Origin of the sequence: Nocardioides guangzhouensis (genome assembly GCF_004519545.1) — a bacterium.
Lineage (GTDB): Bacteria > Actinomycetota > Actinomycetes > Propionibacteriales > Nocardioidaceae > Nocardioides > Nocardioides guangzhouensis.
In genome coordinates this window covers 276,407-293,530 of sequence record NZ_SDKM01000001.1, presented here as the reverse complement: position 1 = coordinate 293,530, position 17,124 = coordinate 276,407, and the positions used below count along the sequence as shown (strand labels likewise).

16 protein-coding genes and 1 tRNA gene are annotated in these 17,124 nt (G+C 73.0%); 12 read left to right on the top strand and 5 right to left on the bottom strand.

The window, feature by feature from the left end; all coding sequences use genetic code 11:
* From EKO23_RS01350 to EKO23_RS01340, 3 genes are all read left to right on the top strand, one after another.
* A partial coding sequence (locus EKO23_RS01350) for an energy-coupling factor ABC transporter ATP-binding protein (RefSeq protein WP_134713260.1) occupies nucleotides 1-670 on the top strand: 670 nt, incomplete at its 5' end.
* A gap of 2 nt (nucleotides 671-672) precedes the next feature.
* The gene (locus EKO23_RS01345) at nucleotides 673-924 is read left to right on the top strand and encodes a DUF3618 domain-containing protein (protein ID WP_246050840.1); all 252 of its coding nucleotides are present in this window, start codon (nucleotides 673-675) and stop codon (nucleotides 922-924) included.
* A 16-nt stretch (nucleotides 925-940) separates the two neighbouring features.
* Nucleotides 941-1,240 (top strand): GroES family chaperonin, encoded by a 300-nt coding sequence (locus EKO23_RS01340; RefSeq protein WP_134713310.1) that lies wholly within the window; start codon nucleotides 941-943, stop codon nucleotides 1,238-1,240.
* A 13-nt stretch (nucleotides 1,241-1,253) separates the two neighbouring features.
* On the opposite strand, the gene EKO23_RS01335 is transcribed toward EKO23_RS01340, so the two are convergent.
* Nucleotides 1,254-2,138: a hypothetical protein gene (locus tag EKO23_RS01335; protein ID WP_134713258.1), complete on the bottom strand. Its 885-nt coding sequence runs from the start codon at nucleotides 2,136-2,138 to the stop codon at nucleotides 1,254-1,256.
* A gap of 194 nt (nucleotides 2,139-2,332) precedes the next feature.
* Here EKO23_RS01335 and EKO23_RS01330 point away from each other — a divergent pair, with 194 nt between their 5' ends.
* Both EKO23_RS01330 and EKO23_RS01325 read left to right on the top strand, forming a co-directional pair.
* The gene (locus tag EKO23_RS01330; protein WP_134713255.1) at nucleotides 2,333-2,836 is read left to right on the top strand and encodes a hypothetical protein; all 504 of its coding nucleotides are present in this window, start codon (nucleotides 2,333-2,335) and stop codon (nucleotides 2,834-2,836) included.
* Nucleotides 2,837-2,911: 75 nt separating this feature from the next.
* Nucleotides 2,912-2,984 (top strand) — tRNA-Lys (locus EKO23_RS01325).
* 169 nt (nucleotides 2,985-3,153) lie between these two features.
* Here the strand turns inward: EKO23_RS01325 and EKO23_RS01320 are convergent.
* From EKO23_RS01320 to EKO23_RS01305, 4 genes are all read right to left on the bottom strand, one after another.
* On the bottom strand, nucleotides 3,154-4,728 hold the full coding sequence (locus EKO23_RS01320; protein WP_134713253.1) for a hypothetical protein: 1,575 nt from the start codon (nucleotides 4,726-4,728) through the stop codon (nucleotides 3,154-3,156).
* Between the two features lie 98 nt (nucleotides 4,729-4,826).
* A complete protein-coding gene (locus tag EKO23_RS01315) occupies nucleotides 4,827-6,077 on the bottom strand; it encodes an MFS transporter (RefSeq protein ID WP_134713251.1) in 1,251 nt (416 codons plus the stop codon).
* A gap of 169 nt (nucleotides 6,078-6,246) precedes the next feature.
* The gene (chrA, locus tag EKO23_RS01310) at nucleotides 6,247-7,494 is read right to left on the bottom strand and encodes a chromate efflux transporter (RefSeq protein WP_246050839.1); all 1,248 of its coding nucleotides are present in this window, start codon (nucleotides 7,492-7,494) and stop codon (nucleotides 6,247-6,249) included.
* A gap of 306 nt (nucleotides 7,495-7,800) precedes the next feature.
* Nucleotides 7,801-8,796: a DUF2157 domain-containing protein gene (locus EKO23_RS01305; RefSeq protein WP_134713247.1), complete on the bottom strand. Its 996-nt coding sequence runs from the start codon at nucleotides 8,794-8,796 to the stop codon at nucleotides 7,801-7,803.
* A gap of 217 nt (nucleotides 8,797-9,013) precedes the next feature.
* Here EKO23_RS01305 and EKO23_RS01300 point away from each other — a divergent pair, with 217 nt between their 5' ends.
* From EKO23_RS01300 to hypE, 7 genes are all read left to right on the top strand, one after another.
* Nucleotides 9,014-10,951 carry a collagen-binding domain-containing protein gene (locus tag EKO23_RS01300; RefSeq protein WP_167880272.1) on the top strand — a complete coding sequence of 646 codons (1,938 nt, stop codon included), beginning with the start codon at nucleotides 9,014-9,016 and terminating at the stop codon, nucleotides 10,949-10,951.
* A gap of 67 nt (nucleotides 10,952-11,018) precedes the next feature.
* On the top strand, nucleotides 11,019-11,192 hold the full coding sequence (locus EKO23_RS24990; protein ID WP_167880271.1) for a hypothetical protein: 174 nt from the start codon (nucleotides 11,019-11,021) through the stop codon (nucleotides 11,190-11,192).
* A 24-nt stretch (nucleotides 11,193-11,216) separates the two neighbouring features.
* On the top strand, nucleotides 11,217-12,098 hold the full coding sequence (locus tag EKO23_RS01295) for a hypothetical protein (protein ID WP_134713243.1): 882 nt from the start codon (nucleotides 11,217-11,219) through the stop codon (nucleotides 12,096-12,098).
* Nucleotides 12,099-12,228: 130 nt separating this feature from the next.
* Nucleotides 12,229-14,559 carry a carbamoyltransferase HypF gene (hypF, locus tag EKO23_RS01290; RefSeq protein WP_217702396.1) on the top strand — a complete coding sequence of 777 codons (2,331 nt, stop codon included), beginning with the start codon at nucleotides 12,229-12,231 and terminating at the stop codon, nucleotides 14,557-14,559.
* A complete protein-coding gene (locus EKO23_RS01285; protein ID WP_134713239.1) occupies nucleotides 14,550-14,921 on the top strand; it encodes a HypC/HybG/HupF family hydrogenase formation chaperone in 372 nt (123 codons plus the stop codon). The genes hypF and EKO23_RS01285 overlap by 10 nt, the downstream gene beginning before the upstream one ends.
* Entirely contained in the window at nucleotides 14,918-16,039 is a 1,122-nt protein-coding gene (gene hypD / locus EKO23_RS01280; RefSeq protein ID WP_134713237.1) for a hydrogenase formation protein HypD, read from the top strand. Before EKO23_RS01285 ends, hypD begins: the two co-directional genes overlap by 4 nt.
* On the top strand, nucleotides 16,032-17,123 hold the full coding sequence (gene hypE / locus EKO23_RS01275) for a hydrogenase expression/formation protein HypE (RefSeq protein WP_217702395.1): 1,092 nt from the start codon (nucleotides 16,032-16,034) through the stop codon (nucleotides 17,121-17,123). Before hypD ends, hypE begins: the two co-directional genes overlap by 8 nt.
* Nucleotide 17,124: the final 1 nt, after the last annotated feature.

The following is a 17,124-nucleotide window of genomic DNA, read 5'->3' as shown; positions in this document are numbered from 1 at the left end:
CGGCCCCAACGGCGCCGGCAAGACCACGCTGGTGCTGCACCTCAACGGCATCCTCACCCCGGGCGCCGGCTCAGTCGCCGTCAGCGGCCTGGCCGTCGAGAAGAAGAACCTCGCCGAGGTACGCCGCCGGGTCGGCGTGGTCTTCCAGGACCCCGACGACCAGCTGTTCATGGCCACCGTCCGCCAGGACGTCGCGTTCGGCCCGGCCAACCTCGGCCTCCGGGGCGCCGCGCTCGAGCGGCGGGTGCTGGAGGCCCTCGACAAGGTCGGCATGGCCGACTTCGTCGACCGCCCGCCGCACCACCTCTCCTTCGGCCAGCGGCGCCGGGTCGCGGTCGCGACCGTGCTCGCGATGGAGCCCGAGATCCTGGTGCTCGACGAGCCGTCGTCCAACCTGGACCCGGCCTCCCGCCGCGAGCTCGCGGACATCCTGCGCTCGCTCGACGTGACCGTGCTGATGGTCACCCACGACCTGCCCTACGCGCTCGAGCTGTGCCCGCGTTCGGTGGTGCTGCACGACGGGGTCGTGGTGGCCGACGGCGCGACGTACGACCTCCTCACCGACGACGTCCTCATGCGGGCGAACCGCTTGGAGCTCCCGTTCGGATTCGACCCCCGCGCGGTTGGTAGCCTTCCTCAGGCAGGAGTTACGGCGACCCCAGGAGACTGACCGTGAGCGGCGACATGAGCGCACTCGAGCGCGAGATCGAGGAGACGCGCGAGCGGCTCGCGGGCACCATCGACGAGCTCCTCTACCGCTCGCACCCCAAGACCATCGTCAGCCGCGAGGTCGCCTCGATGAAGGCGCACTTCGTGGACCCGGCCACCGGCCAGCCCCGCACCGACAACATCCTCAAGGTCGTCGGCAGTGTCGTCGGCGTCGTCGTGCTGCTCGGCGTGATCCGCAAGATCGTCCGTGACTGACAAGACCCCGATCAAGATGCTCCACGACCGGCTCCTCGTGGAGCTGGACAAGGAGGCGGGGGAGCGGCGGTCCGCCGGCGGCATCGTCATCCCGGCCACCGCCGCCATGGGCGGGCGTCGTCTCGCCTGGTCGCGGGTGGTCGCCGCCGGCCCCCACGCCCGCGCCGTCGAGGTCGGCGACCGGGTGCTGTTCGACCCCGAGGACAAGGCCGAGGTCGAGGTCCAGGGCGAGGTGTACGTCGTGATGCGCGAGCGCGACATCCACGCGGTCGCCGCCGACCGGGTGGCGGACGAGACCACCGGCCTCTACCTCTGACGCGCCCCCCCCGCTACCTCCGGTCGGGGAGCGCGCGCCGGGCCGCACGCGCCAGCCGGGACGGCGCTGGGTGCCAGACCGCGGCGTCCTCCGGGTCCCACGCGTACGCCGGCACCGGGCCCCGGCGGTCCAGCAGCAGCGCCAGGGCCGGCAGCCCGAGCTCGGCGGCCGACCAGTCGTAGAGCCCGCCGAGCCGCGGCACGATCACCCCGACGTCGAGCAGGTGGCCGATGCTGTGCTCGGCGTCGACGTACCGGCCGAGGTCGTCGTCGAGCGGGTACAGCGCCGGCAGCACCCGCGACAGTGACAAGAAGATGCCGGCCATGCCCAGACGCGGGTCGCCGAGCAGCCTGCCGAGCGGAGCCAGCGGGCCCAGCGCCAGCCGCGGGGCGGCGACCAGCGCGTGGGCGTAGAGCACCCGGACCAGCACGAGGTTGAGGAAGAACCGCTCGACCCGGTTCTCCCGGCGGGCCAGGTCCTCGTGGGCGAGGAACGCCGAGGCGATGGTCAGGTTGTGCGCGCGGTACCACGTGCGTGCGGTCGGGTGCTGGATGAAGTCGAGGGTCGCGGTGACGCCCGGCGCCCGGGGCGCGCCGGCCCGGCCGAACGCCAGCGCCGACGCCTCGCAGGTGTCCCGCAGCAGGGCGTCGTTCACCGCTCGCCACCACGGGCTGCCCGGCGCCGGACCCGACAGCGGGGCCAGCAGCCCCCGTCGCAGCTGCCAGCCCAGGAACGCCGAGGCGGCGCGCCGGTAGGGCAGGTAGCCGCGGTCCACGTCGGGCGGGACGTCGTACAGCTCGCGGAGGAGCGCCAGCCGGGCCCGCGGGTCGTCGGCGACGCGCGCTACCCGTTCGTCGGCGTACTCCCCGGCCGTGCGCCCAGCCGTGTCCTCAGCCACCCGCCGAGCATCGCAGGGCGGGCGGGCCCGCGTAAGCCGTGCCGGCACCGGCTCGTTGAACACCGTGGACGACCCGGTCGTCCCTGCGGGTCGGTGGCGCGAGGGGGGTCACCGACCCGGTCCCTGTCCAGACCGCGGCGAGCCTCTTCACGTCTGCTCCGCGACCGGTCTACGGTCGGGGGACCGATGGGAAGGTGGAGTTCGTCGTGCAGCTCGGGCGTGGCATCGGGGGGATGGTCGAGGCGGTCCGTGACCGGGTGGAGGTCGCGTGGCACGCCGGTGGGCACGGAGGAGAAGGCGGCGGGACCTGGCAGGTCACGGCAGGCTCCTTCGAGGCGGCGCTGGCCTACGCCCGCGAACGCTTCACCGACCCGATCGTGCTCTCGCGCAGGGACCGCAACCGGTGGTGGCCCCGGGTGACGATCGAGGTCACCGAGGACCCGTCGTACGCCGCGTCCGCGCCGCCGCTCGACGAGCTCGCGCACCCGGCCGTCCCGGTCCCCGCGCCGGAGCCCGAGCGGGTCGTCCGGCCGGTCACGGAACCCGTCGTCGACGTCGAGCAGGGGCCCGATCGCGAACCCGTCCGGGCGTCCCGCGGCGACTCCGAGATGCCCGCGGTCCTGGAGGAGATGTTCGCCCGCCAGGACGTCCCCGTGGCCACCACGCACCGGGTCCCGCGGCAGCGCCGGGCACGCTGACCCGACCGCCGACGGCAGGGGTCCATCCCGATTTTTCCGGGACGCCACTCGCTGTTAGAGTTGCTCTCGCTCCGCGCGCCATTAGCTCAATTGGCAGAGCAGCTGACTCTTAATCAGCGGGTTCGGGGTTCGAGTCCCTGATGGCGTACAAAACCGCAGGCCAGGACGCATCACACGTCCTGGCCTGCGGCATCTTCGCTCGGCCGCGGACCGTGCATCGGTCGATGCGGCCTCGAGCGCGCGGCAGCCCACCTCGTCCACGAGGCGCCGTGGCCGCCACGGGTGGCGACTTCCAACCTCGGGTCCGTCGCCCGGCGTCACCACCTCACGGGCCGCAGCTCCGGTCCGACGACGTGCCCCTGGTGCGGGGACGGGTGCTCCTCGTCGTGCAGGAAGTGACCGGCGTACCAGACCACGACGTCGGTGCGGTCGATGGACTCGCCGGTGAGGTACTGGTCGAGCTTGACCTGGGTGGCCGACGGAGGGCCGCCGACCACCCCGACGCCGTCGTCGAGCTCGGTCCCGCGGTAGCGCAGGAACCACAGGTCGGCGACTCCGTAGGCGTCGGCTGAGGAGTCCGCGGCTCCGGGCGTGATCCGGTAGCCGCGCCCGGAGTCGGCGTCGAGGACCCGCCACTCGCGGGCGAACGGGGACCGGATCCGCTTGGTCTCGCGGACGATCCGGTGCCAGACCGGCTGCCCGGGCAGGATCAGGCCGCGCTGTTCGATGATGTCGCGGCCGGCGCCCTCGATGTCGAAGTCGAGCCGCCAGTAGACGTGGTGCTGGTGGCGCATGCAGGTGCGCGGGTTGCGGGTGCCGGCGAACCCGAACCGCGGCTGGATGGTGCCGTCGTCGCGGAGCCGCCACTCGGAGATGTAGCGGTACCAGCCGGCCTGCATCTCGCTGACGATCTGCAGCTCCCCGTCGTCGTACCAGAACGCGACGCCCTGGAAGTTCCCGACGTCGGTGCCCGACTCGAGGATGGTCGCCGGCGGCCCGGAGCACACCCGCCAGCCCGGTCCGACCGGATCGCTGCCGACCGCCTGGAACTGGGTCTCGGAGTTCTGCCAGTCCCGGTAGGTCACGCCGTCGTCGTAGAGCACGTTGAGGATCGGGACGTGCGCCTGCCAGAGCACGAGGCGGCCGCGGTAGCGGACCTGCCGCAGCTCGACGCCGCTGCCCTTGCCCAGGTGCGTCGGAGCGGAGTCCCGGGGCCGGACGACGGTGAAGCTCCACAGCTCCTGGCCGCCCTTGACGACCCTGACCCGGACCTGGCCGAGTCCGGTGTCGCCGCCGGGCAGGCCGCCGACGCCGACCGGGAGGTGGTCCTCGCAGTCGTGGTCGTCGAGGTGCTCGACGCCGTGCAGGTCCCAGTCGACCAGCCGGTCGCGCAGGTCGACGGCGACGAAGCGGTGCACGGGGCTGCCGTCGGGGTCGAAGATGCCCAGGGTGATCCGCCGTACCACGGTGCCGTCGTCCTGCTCCACATCGGAGGTGGGCGGCATCGGCTGGTAGACGATGACGTCGTCGCGGCCGGCGAACGGCGCGTACCGCTCGTCCGCGTGCAGCACCTCGAGCGCTCCCCGGAGCTCCTCATGGGTCGGGTTCGGCACGACCGCAGTGGAGGCGACCTCGAAGGCGTCGGGCCGGTCCAGGTCACCGCGCACCGTGGCCGCGACGTTCCCGGTGGCGTCGACGACGGTGGCCGTGAACGGCGGCCCGTCCTGGTCGCGGACCGGCACCTGTGGCCCGAGGACGCGAAGGCCCGCCACGTCGGAGTCGGCGAAGATCTCGCGGATCCGGGCGTTTTCGGTGAGCAGGTCACGGAGGCGGTCGGCGTCGACCCGGTGGCCGCCGACCTCCTCGATCTCGATGGTGGTGTCGTCGGTCATGGCCGGTCCTTCCCAAGAGTGGTGACCCTGAGGAGGGCCCAGTACGGCGGGTGATACACGACGCGTTTCCAGCGCTGGCCGCGGACCTGTCCCTCCGTCTAGGGCCGCTTCGACCGGCGGCGGGCGCCGCGCGGCGGCAGGCACAGCTGGGCGGACAGCAGCCCGGCCGTGCCGACCGTGGCCCACAGCGCCCATGGGCCGATCGCGTACGCGGCGCCGCCCAGCAGCGGGCCGGTGCCGGTCCCGACCGTGTAGGCCACGCCGTACAGGCCCTGGTAGCGCCCGACCATCCGTGGCGGGGACAGGGTGCCCAGGTAGGCCGCGGAGACGGAGGTGGCCACCATCTCCTCGAACGTCCAGATCACCACCGTCAACGCGAGGGGGCCCAGGCCGGTCATGAAGCCGGTCAGGGCGAGACCACCGCCGATGAGCAGGTTGCCGACAGCCATCACGTGCTCCGGCCGGTACCGGGAGACCACACCGGTGACGGGCAGCTCCAACGAGAGCACCAGCAGCCCGTTGAGGCCGATGAGGAGACCGAAGTCGCGGGCACTCAGACCGATGTCGGCGACGTGCAGCGGCAGGCCGACGGTGGCCTGGATGTAGACGAACTCGGCGACCAGGGTCATCAGCAGGAACCGCACCAGGGCGCGGTCGGCGAGCGCCTGCCGGTACCCGGTCGCCCGGTCGGGCTGGTTGTCTGCCTGGGTGTCCGCCTCGACCTGGTCGGGTCGCGGCCGGGGCTGTTCTCGCAGCAGGACCGCCACCACCACACCGAACAGCAGGCACGCGACGGCGTTGCCCACGAACAGCTCGGTGTAGGAGCTGCCGGCCAGCACTCCGCCGACCACGCCGCCCAGGGCCGCGCCGACATTCATCGCGAACCGGAACACCGCGAATGCGGCAAGCCGTTCCTGGTTGGTGCTCACCGAGTCGAGCAGCACGGCGGCCGCCGCGGGTCGGTAGACCTGGGAGGTCAGGCCGATGAGCCCGACCACGGCCACGATGGCCGGGAGCTGCCCGAGGAACGGCACGACCGCGGTCAGCCCGGCGGTGGTCACCGCAGAGAGCACGATGCTCGCTCGGCGACCGATCCGGTCGGTGAGGTACCCGCCGACCGCGTTGCCGAGCACGTTGCCCAGCCCGGCCACGCCCAGCACCAGCCCGGCCGCGCCGGCGGAGTAGCCGCGTTCGGTCAGGTATAGCACGATGAAGACCGGCAGGAAGTTGCCGACCTTGTTGACCAGGATGCCGAAGCTGATGATCCAGACCCGACCGGGCAGGCGGCGCAGCGCGTCTCGGAATCGCTGCCCCTCGACACCGGACAGGTCGGACGGCGCGACGCTCATGCACGCACCCGCGATCCGGAGAGCGGCGCTGTCTGGTTGCCCATGCGCCGAGATTCGCAGTCACCTGCAGCAGCGGCATCTTTTTATCCCGGCCGTCGGCGCGAGCTGGCCCGCCGACGGGAGTCGCACCGATCTCGTCCGGGCCGTGGTGAAGGTGACCTCGTGACCGTCAGCTGACGAGGGTGGCCACCAGGCCGAGGGTCGCGCAGAGCCCGAGCGTGCGCAGGGGGCTCCAACCTCGCCAGAACATCAGCGCCAGCGCCACGCCGGTGAGCGCGAACGCCAGCGGGTCCCAGGTGTCGAGCACCGGTAGCTCGAGGTGGATCGGGCCCCAGTCGTGCACGAGCGTGCTGTCGAAGAGAGTGTGGAGGGAGAAGAACAGCGCGAGGCTGGCAATGACCCCCACCACTGCTGCGGTGATGCCGGTCAGGGCGGCGGTCAGGTGGGTGTTGTGCCGCAGCCGTTCGACGTACGGCGCGCCCAGGAAGATGAACAGGAAGCACGGCACGAACGTCACCCAGGTGGCCAGCAGCGATCCGAGCAGCATCGCCGCCCACGGGTCCAGCGGACCGGGGTTGCGGTAGGCGGCCACGCCGGCCACCCACTGCACGACCATGATCAGCGGTCCGGGGGTGGTCTCCGCGAGCGCGAGGCCCTTGACCATCTCCCCGGGCAACAGCCAGCCGTAGACCTGCACGGCTTGCTGGGCCACGTAGGCCAGCACGGCGTACGCGCCGCCGAAGCTGATCAGCGCGGTGACGCTGAACAGCCTGCTGATGTCGGCGTACGTGCTCGACGCGCCGAGGGCGGCGACCACCAGCAGGACCGGGAAGAACCACAGCACCAGGCCGACTGCGAGGTAGCGGACGGTACGACGGGCTGACGGCCGGTCGGCGTGCAGGGCGTCGTCGCTGATGAGCGGCGGCGGGCCGTCCTCGGTGTCGCCGTGTCCCTTGAGGGTGCGGAGCGCTGGCACCCAGCGCGACAGCACCCACCCGAGCGCTCCGGCACCGATGACCACGACCGGGAACGGGACGGCGAACACCGCCAGCGCGAGGAACGAGGCGACCGCGAGGGCGACGAGCACGCCGTGGGTCAAGGCCCGCTTCCCGACCCGGTAGACGGCCTGGATGACGATGGCGATGACGGCGGGCGCGAGCCCGGCGAACAGGCCGATGACCAGGTTCGTGTCGCCGGCGGCCAGGTACAGGATGGTCAGCGCCAGCAGGGCGATCATGCCGGGCAGGACGAACAGGATGCCGGCGATGAGTCCGCCGAGGGTGCCGTTGAGCAGCCAGCCGGTGTAGATGGCCAGCTGCTGCGCCTCGGGGCCGGGCAGCAGCATGCAGTAGTTCAGGGCGTGCAGGAACCTGCGCTGGCCGATCCAGCGCTTCTCGTCGACGAGCTTGTGCTGCATGACCGCGATCTGCCCGGCAGGACCACCGAAGGTCTGCAAGGAGATGGCGAACCAGACCCTCGTCGCGTCACGCAGGGGGATGACGTCTCGACCGGCTACGTGTCCTCCCGCGAGGTGCCCGGAAGGTGGAACCACGGTTTCATCCTGCCCAAAGTCAACCGGAACAGTCAACATCGTGCCGGAGTGGTGAACCCGCGGGCACGTCGCCCCCGCTTCCGGCGGGCCAGCCCGAGTCCCAGATGGCGTACGAACCGCAGGTCAGACGATCACGTGGCCTGACCCGCGTCGTTCCCGGTCGTCCGGGGGTCAGGTACTGGTCGGCCCGTCAGGCTGCCGCTGACGTGCCACCCAGACGGCTGCGCCCACGAGGAGGCCGCCGGTGATGATGAACGTCAGGGCCGCGGAGAGCCGGCCGGGGAACCACTCGCTGGCCGCACGTGGGGTCGTGTAGAGCAGCGCGAGGGCCGCAACGCCGAGCCAGGGGAGGCTGCGCTCCCACAGGGCCAGCGCCACGGTGGCCAACGCCGTCGCCAGCCCGAGCGCGATGCCGATGTCGTTGTCCATGGTCAACGAGCCGAGCACCGCCCCGAGCACGCCGAACGCGACGCCCGTGACCCGCGGGTCGATCCACCCGAGCCAGGCGGCCGACGCCCAGAGCACGGCGACGCCCCACATCGCGGCGCCCGCCCAGGCGGAGTCGGTCGAGGTCAGCTCCATGGCGACGCCGACGGCGGCCAGCATCAACGGCACGAACAACGCCAGCTGTTGCAGCCAGGTGCGCCGCAACCACCACAGCACCGCGGCCACGGCAGCGGTCCCGGCACCGACGATCCACAGCTGGTGCTCGTCGTACCGGTCGAGCACGTCGGCAGACAGCACGACCAGGAAGGCGCCCGTCGCGACGACGCCGGCCGCCCAGAGCACGCTACGCAGGCGGCCTGCGGCCTCGCCGAGTCGCTCGGGTACGGCGAGCCCGGCGCCGATCAGGGCCAGGGCGGTCGCCCCGATGAGGACCAGGCGCAGTGCCACCGACAGGTCGGTCCAGAACAAGCTGACCAGGAGGGTGGCCCCGACCAGCATGATGATGCCGCCGAGGTAGCCGAGCGCCTCGACGACCAACGAGAGTCCCGTCGCGGGCGCGGGGGCCAGTGCGATGGCGGCGCGCCGCTCACGGGGTCCGGCCTCGTGCTGACGGATCGTGCGCGACTGCTCGTCCGAGATGAGTCCCGCGTCGACCCACTCCTCGAGAAGGTCGGTGAGCGACCGTGGTGGCTGCGGGTGGTGGATGGTTCGACTCCTCATGGCGACCTCCAGGGGACGCGTGCAGGACGGAACGTGTCCCGCACCTTCATCGTGTCGCGGTGCCAGCCACGGCGGCAGGGCCGCTCGACCACGTGGACCGGGACCTCCGCCCCGCCGCGCTCGAGCGCGACGCCGCGATTGGCGAGTCCCGGTGTCCGTTACGCCGTCTTTGTCCGTTTCCCTGACAGGGTCCGTCGACCGGTCTAGCGTGTGGCGGGTGCACCTGCGGGGAGGGGCTCGATCGCGTGCGAGGTGGCTGGCACTGGCCGCCTCGTCCTCGCTCGCCGCGCTCGGCGTGGCGGTCGTCCTCCAGCCGACGCCCGCCTCGGCCCTCGATCCCGTGAACCCGGTTCGGGTGGATCTCGACGGTCATGCGGCGAACAGTGGCTTCCTCGTGTTCGTCGAGGGCGACGTCCTGCTCGACAATGACGAGGCCGAGGGGACGATGGCCGTCGGCGGCGACCTCACGGTCGCCCGCAACTACAACATCTCGCCCGGCCCGACCTCGGCCGCGACGTTCACCGCGCCGGGCGACGCCGGGCCGACGTACCTCTACGTCGGCGGCGGGCTGGCGTTCTCCGGCTCCGCCGCGATCCAGATGCGGGTGCTCGGTGGCGGCTACACGAAGATCGGCGACACCTCGACGTACACCGCGTACAACACCGACAACAACAACGCCCAGGTCACCTACCGGATCGTGCCGGAGGGGCAGTCGTACCTGTCGAGCCAGTTCGTCGAGGGCACCACGAACCAGCAGACGCCGACCTCGATCGAGACGCCGGTGCCGAGCAACCTGATCGACATGGACGGGGCCTTCGCGCTCTACCGCGACCTCACCCAGCAGATGGCGGCCTGCCCGGCGACGGTCAGCCTGACCGACGCCAACGGCAACCCGACACCCCGACCCGTGCCACCCGGCACCTCTGCCCGGTTCGAGCTGGCGGAAGGCCAGACCAACGTGCTGATGCTCTCCGCGACCGAGCTTGACAACCTCGCGGAGCTGACCTTCGTCGACCAGCCGACGGCGAGCACGCCGCTGCTGGTCAACGTCACCGGCAGCTCGTTCGACGGCACCGTGCCCAACCTCGCCGGGATCGGCGGCGCGCAGGCGCCGTACATCCTGTGGAACTTCCCGGACGCCTCCTCCGTCACCGTGACCGGCGGAGCGAGCCTCGAGGGCACGATCTACGCCCCCGACGCCGACGTCGTGTGGGCGCCGACCCAGAACATCGAGGGCAACGTGATCGCGGCGAGCTTCACGCACGGTCCTCAGGTCTTCCCGCCCGGGACGCCGCGCGAGATCCACGACTTCGCGTTCGCGACCACGCTGGAGTGCGGCGAGCCCGAGCCCCAGCCGGAGGCGCACCTGACCCTGGTCAAGGAGGTCGTCAACGACGACGGGGGCACCGCCGGGCCGGGCGACTGGACCCTGTCCGCGACCCCGTCGGACCCGAACGAAGCGCTCAGCGGCGTGACCGGGGACGCGTCGATCACCGGTGCCGCGGTGGCGCCGGGGGACTGGACGCTCGCGGAGGCCGACGGGCCGGACGGGTACGTCGCGGGGACGTGGACCTGCGACGGCGGGGACGTCGCCGACGGTGTCGTCACGCTTGCCGACGGCGACGACGTCACCTGCACGGTCGTCAACGACGACGACGGCCCCGGGCCCGAGCCCGGTGCCTGGCTGACCCTGGTCAAACGGGTGGTCAACGACGACCGCGGCAGGGCCGAGCCCACGGACTGGACCCTGTCCGCAACCCGCGGCGGGCGCGTCGTGAGCGGCGTGACCGGCCAGTTCGAGGACGTCGGCGTGACGCCGGGCCGGTGGACGCTGGCGGAGTCCGACGGCCCCGGGGGGTACGTCGCGGGACCGTGGCGCTGCGACCGTGGCAGCCTGTCCGGCGACGTCCTGACGATCCCGCGGGGCGCCCGTGTGACCTGCACGATCGTGAACGACGACCGGGGTGCCGCTTCGTCGCCCACCGAGACCGTCGAGCCCGCGATCCTGCCGACCAGCGGCGGGGCCGCGCCGTCGTCCGCCGGCGTCCTGCCCGACACCGGCGGTCCGTCGGCGGCCTGGGCGGTCGCCGGTCTGGCGGCACTCCTGGCCGGGGCCGCGCTCGTGGCCTCCGGTCGCCGCGAGGAGACTGACTGAGGCCGGTCGCGGCCTGCCGGTCGACGGCCGATCGCCAATGTTCAGTAACATGATCTACATTGATCACATGGACGAGCTGCGCCGCCTGGTGGTCACCGACCCCTGGGCGCACGCGCTGCTCGTGCTGGCGTTCCTCACCGTCACCCTGCTCGCCCTGCACGAGCGCTGGGCGGCGCTGCCGGGCGCCCTCGCGGCGTACGGCGCGGCGCTGTGGGTGGGCAGCCGCGACCACCCGCGTTGACTGAGGGAACCGTCGGGGCCCGCGGTGCGTCCGAGCACCATGCGTGCTCACCTGCTGCCGGCGCTGGTCGTCGCGCTCCTGTCCCTCCCGGCTCTGACTGCCTGTGCCGGGCGTGACCCGGGCCCGGGTCCGGACGCCTCCATCGAGGCGGCAGGGGGCCGGATCGACCTCACCCCGCCAGCCGAGCCCTACGCCGGGCCGCTGTACGCCGAGCCGCACACCGGGACCCGGATCGACCGGGCCGGCGCCGCGGGTCCCGTGGTCGAGTGCGACACCCTGGGCACCGACCTCGGCTTCAACCGGCACGGCTTCGACGACCGCGAGGCCGGGGCGACACCGGAGAGTGCCCTGCTCGGCTGGATCGACGACCTCACCTGGAGCTGGCCGACCGCGGGCTGGCGGCTCGAGCGTCGCGACGGCGACCGGGTGCTGTTCACCTTTCCGGTCGACGGCGTGGTGAAGCAGGCGGTGGTCGTCCACGACGGCGAGACGGTCTCCGGTGGCGGGTGGTACGTCGAGTCCTGGGCCCAGTGCGACCTCTCCGAGCTCCCCAGGACGGTCACCGACCGGGCCGGCGTCCTGGTGTGGACCGACGCCGACGGCCGCCCGGTGCCGACCACGAGGGTGGTGTCCTGGCCCGGTCCCGAGCACTGCGACTGGCAGGACTCGACCGTGCTCGGGATGGGCGCGGCGCGCTACTGGCGGAAGCCGCCGGACTACCTGGCCAGCCGCCTCGACGGCAGGTACGTCGCCTCCGCGCCGCTGCCGGCCGATGCCCGGGAGACCGGCTTCCGGCGCGGCCGTGACCACCTGTGGCTCGCCGCGGACGGCCGCGCGGCGTACGTCGGGACCCGGCGGGGCGTCGAGGTGTGGCCGCGGGAGGCTCGCCCGATCGGCTGCGACTGAGCGCCGGAGACCGGCCCGAAGGTCCCTTGCTGCCCGATTCGCCCCGGGTCCAAGATTGACGGATCCAGATCAACCGATGCGGCTCCGGCCGACCGACGGCCTCCACAGGGGTGCGACGTTGCCCACGGGCGTGACCGACCAACGGACCAGGGTCCGTCGGCGCCTGCACGTCGCCGGGCTGGTGCAGGGTGTCGGCTTCCGACCCCACGTCTACGCACTCGCCCGGTCCCTCGACCTGGCGGGCGCGGTCTGGAACACCGGCAGCGGCGTGGTCGCCGAGGTGGAGGGGGGACCGGACGAGGTGTCGTGCTTCTGCCGGCGAGTCGGAGAGGAGGCGCCGCCGCTGGCGCGGGTGGACGAGGTCCGGGTCGAGGAGGTGCCTCCCCTGGGGGGCACCGGCTTCGCGATCCGGCCCTCCGAGCACGCGGCCGGGCGCACGTTCGTCTCCGCCGACGTCACGATCTGCGACGACTGCCTCGCCGACCTGACCGACCCCACCGACCGGCGCCACCGCCATCCGTTCGTCACCTGCACCAACTGCGGTCCGCGGTTCACGGTCACCACGGGACTGCCCTACGACCGGGCCACCACCACCATGGCCGGCTTCCCGATGTGCGCGGCGTGCGCCCGGGAGTACGCCGACCCGGCCGACCGACGCTTCCACGCGCAGACCGTCTGCTGCCCCGACTGCGGCCCGCGCCTCTCGCTCGTGAGGCCCGGCCTGCCCGCGGCCGCGGGCGAGGAGGCGCTGGCCGGCGCGCGACGGTTGCTCGCCGAGGGCGGGGTCGTCGCGGTCAAGGGGATCGGCGGTTACCACCTGGCGTGTGACGCCACCGCCGAGCCCGCGGTGGCCACGCTGCGGGCCCGCAAGCGCCGCGGCGGCAAGCCGTTCGCGGTGCTGGTCGCCGACCTGGTGACGGCCGAGGCTCTGGTCGACCTGCCGCCCGGCGCCGCCGACCTGCTCAGCTCGCGGACCCGGCCGATCGTGCTCGCGCCACGGCGCGCCGGCGCCCCGGCCCTGGCGCAGTCGGTCGCCCCGGGCCTCGCCGACCTCGGCGTCATGCTGCCGTCCGCGCCGCTGCACCACCTGCTGCTCGGACTCCCCGGCGACCCGTCCGGCCCGCCGGTCCTGGTGCTCACCAGCGGCAACGTCGCAGGGGAGCCGATCGTCACCGACGACGCCGACGCGCTGCGCCGGCTGGCCGGCATCGCCGACGCCTGGCTCACCCACGACCGTCGCATCCACGTGCCGTGCGACGACTCGGTCTCCCGGGCGGTCGACGGTGCCGAGGCGCCGGTCCGCAGGTCTCGCGGGCAGGCGCCGCTGCCGGTCGACCTGCCCTTCGAGACCCCGCCGGCGCTGGCCGTCGGCGGCGACCTCAAGAACACCTTCTGCCTCGGGGAAGGACGCCTGGCCTGGCTCTCCGGGCACGTCGGCGACATGGACGACCTCGCCACGCTGACCGCGTTCGGCGTCGCCGAGCCGCACCTCGAGATGCTGACCGGGGTGACGCCGGAGGCGGTCGCGGCGGACCGCCACCCGGCGTACCGCTCGCGGCGCTGGGCCCGCGAGCACGCCGCCGGACGCCCGGTCGTGGGGGTGCAGCACCACCACGCGCACGTCGCCTCGACGATGGCGGACAACGGCGTCGGCGGCGGTCGGCGGGTGCTCGGCGTCGCCTTCGACGGCACCGGGTACGGCGACGACGGCGCGGTCTGGGGCGGCGAGTTCCTGGTCGCCGACTACGCGTCGTACGACCGCGCCGGGCACCTGGCGTACGTCGCGCTGCCGGGCGGCGACGCCGGCGTTCGGAACCCGTGCCGCATGGCCCTCTCGCACCTGACCGCGGCCGGTCTCGACTGGGATCCCCGGCTCCCGTCGGTCCGGGCCTGCGCCGACGACGAGCTCGCCCTGCTCGCCCGGCAGCTCGCGACCGGCGTACGCTGCGTCCCGACCTCGAGCATGGGCCGGCTCTTCGACGCGGTCGCGTCGCTGGCCGGCATCCGGCACCGGGTGGACCACGACGCGCAGGCAGCGATGGAGCTCGAGTCCCGGGCCCGCTCGGCCCCCGGTGCGGGCGGCTACCGCTTCGGCCCGGACGCGGACCCGGCGCCGGTCGTCGCTGCCGTCGTGGAGGACGTGCTCGCCGGGCGGCCACCGGAGCTGGTCGCGGCCCGGTTCCAGGCGGCCGTCGTGGACCTGGTGCTGGCCGTCTCGTCCCGGCTCCGCGACGGGACCGGCCTGGGCGCGGTGACGCTCAGCGGCGGCGTGTTCCTCAACGCCTACCTCACCTCGGCCTGCGCGGCCGCGCTCGGCGACGCCGGGTTCGAGGTGCTGCGCCACCGGCGGGTCCCGGCCAGCGACGCCGGGCTGGCCCTCGGACAGCTCGCGGTGCTCGCGCACCGGATGCCACCCAACAGGCGGCCCGGCCCGCCGGAGGAGGAGACGCCATGTGCCTAGCGGTCCCGGGCCGGGTCCTGGAGATCACCGAGCGCGACGGGACCCTGATGGCCCAGGTCGACTTCGGTGGGGTGACCAAGGAGGTGTGCCTGGAGTACGTCCCCGACCTGCAGGTGGGGGAGTACACCATCGTCCACGTCGGCTTCGCCCTGCAGCGGCTCGACGAGCAGTCGGCGCTGGAGACGCTGGAGGTCTTCCGGCAGCTCGGCGAGCTCGACGCCGAGTTCGGCGACCACTGGGGCCGGGCCGCCGACCAGGCCGGGATGCCCCGGCCGGACCGGGCCGACCCCGCCCATCCCGACCCCACCCATCCCGACCCCGACCCTGACACCGACCCCGACCAGTCAGGAGGCCCGTCGTGAAGTACCTCGACGAGTTCCAGGACCCGGCGCTGGCCCGCCGGCTCCTCGACGACATCCACGCCACCGTCACCAGGCCCTGGGCGATGATGGAGGTCTGCGGCGGCCAGACCCACTCGATCATCCGGCACGGCCTCGACCAGCTGCTGCCGGACGGCATCGAGCTGATCCACGGTCCCGGCTGCCCGGTCTGTGTGACCCCGCTCGAGGTGATCGACAAGGCGCTCGAGATCGCCGCCCGGCCCGAGGTGATCTTCTGCTCGTTCGGCGACATGCTCCGGGTCCCGGGCAGCGACGGGGACCTGTTCCGGGTGAAGAGCGCAGGGGGCGACGTACGCGTCGTCTACTCGCCGCTGGACGCGCTCACCCTGGCCCGTGATAACCCCGACCGCGAGGTGGTGTTCTTCGGCATCGGGTTCGAGACCACGGCACCGCCCAACGCGATGACCGTCCACCAGGCGCGGAAGCTGGGCATCGACAACTTCAGCCTGCTGGTCAGCCACGTCCGGGTGCCGCCCGCGATCGAGGCGATCATGACCGCCCCGGTGTGCCGGGTGCAGGCGTTCCTCGCCGCCGGGCACGTGTGCACCGTGATGGGGACCGGGGAGTACCCGCCGCTGGCCGAGCGGTTCGGGGTTCCGATCGTGGTCACCGGCTTCGAGCCGCTGGACATCCTCGAGGGCATCCGGCGCGCGGTGCACCAGCTCGAGGAGGGCCGGCACGAGGTCGAGAACGCCTACCCGCGCGCGGTGGCCGCCGACGGCAACCCGGTCGCGATCCGGATGCTGGAGGACGTGTTCGAGGTCGTCGACCGGTCCTGGCGGGGGATCGGGATGATCCCGCAGAGCGGCTGGCGGCTCTCCGAGCGCTACCGGGAGTACGACGCGGAGGAACGGTTCCGGGTGGCCGACATCCGCACGCAGGAGTCGAGCGTCTGCCGCAGCGGCGAAGTGCTGCAGGGCCTGATCAAGCCGCACGAGTGCGCCGCCTTCGGCACGCAGTGCACGCCGCGCAACCCGCTCGGCGCCACCATGGTGTCCAGCGAGGGCGCGTGCGCGGCGTACTTCCTCTACCGGCGGCTCCAGCCGCCGCCGGCCCGGGAGGCGAGCACCGTTGGCTGACCCGACGTCCGTCGGCGGGTCCGACCTGCCGAGCTTCGAGGGCTGGACCTGCCCGCTCCCGCTGCGTGACAGCCCGACGATCGTGATGGGGCACGGCGGCGGGGGCGCGCTGTCGTCCGAGCTGGTCGAGCACGTCTTCCTGCCCAGCTTCCGCGACGAGGCGCTGGCCCGGCTGGGGGACTCGGCGGTCCTCGACCTGGCCGGGCTCGGGGGCGACCGGCTGGCCTTCACCACCGACTCGTTCGTGGTGCGGCCGCTGTTCTTCCCCGGCGGCAGCATCGGGGAGCTCGCGGTCAACGGCACCGTCAACGACCTCGCGATGAGCGGGGCCCGACCGTTGTTCCTCTCGACCGCGTTCATCCTCGAGGAGGGCACCGACGTGACCGTGGTGGGTGCGGTGGCCGAGCGGGTCGGGGCGGCGGCCGAGCGGGCCGGCGTACGCGTGGTCACCGGCGACACCAAGGTCGTCGAGAGCGGCCACGGCGACGGGATCTACGTCAACACCGCAGGGATCGGGCTGGTGCCCGACGGCGTCGACGTCCGCCCGGACCGGGCCGCACCGGGCGACGTCGTCATCGTCAGCGGGGAGATCGGGGTGCACGGCATCGCGATCATGAGCGTCCGCGAGGGCCTGGAGTTCGGTACGGCGCTGGAGAGCGACTGCCAGCCGCTGAACGGCCTGGTCGACGCGATCCTCGGGGTCACCCGGGACGTGCACGTCCTCCGTGACCCGACCCGCGGTGGCGTGGCCGCCAGCCTCAACGAGATCGCGCGCGCCGCCCGGGTCGGCATCGAGCTCGACGAGCGTGCCCTGCCGATCCCCGACGTGGTCGCGAACGCGTGCGCGTTCCTCGGCCTCGACCCGCTGCAGGTCGCCAACGAGGGCAAGCTGCTCGCGTTCGTCCCGCCGGCGCACGCCGAGGCGGTGCTCGCTGCGATGCGGGCGCACCCGGCGGGCCTCGGGGCGTCCGTGATCGGGCGATGCGTCGCCGATCACCCCGGCCTGGTGGCCGCCACCACCGGCTTCGGCGCGTCCCGGGTGGTCGACCTGCCGCTCGGCGAGCAGCTGCCCCGCATCTGCTGAG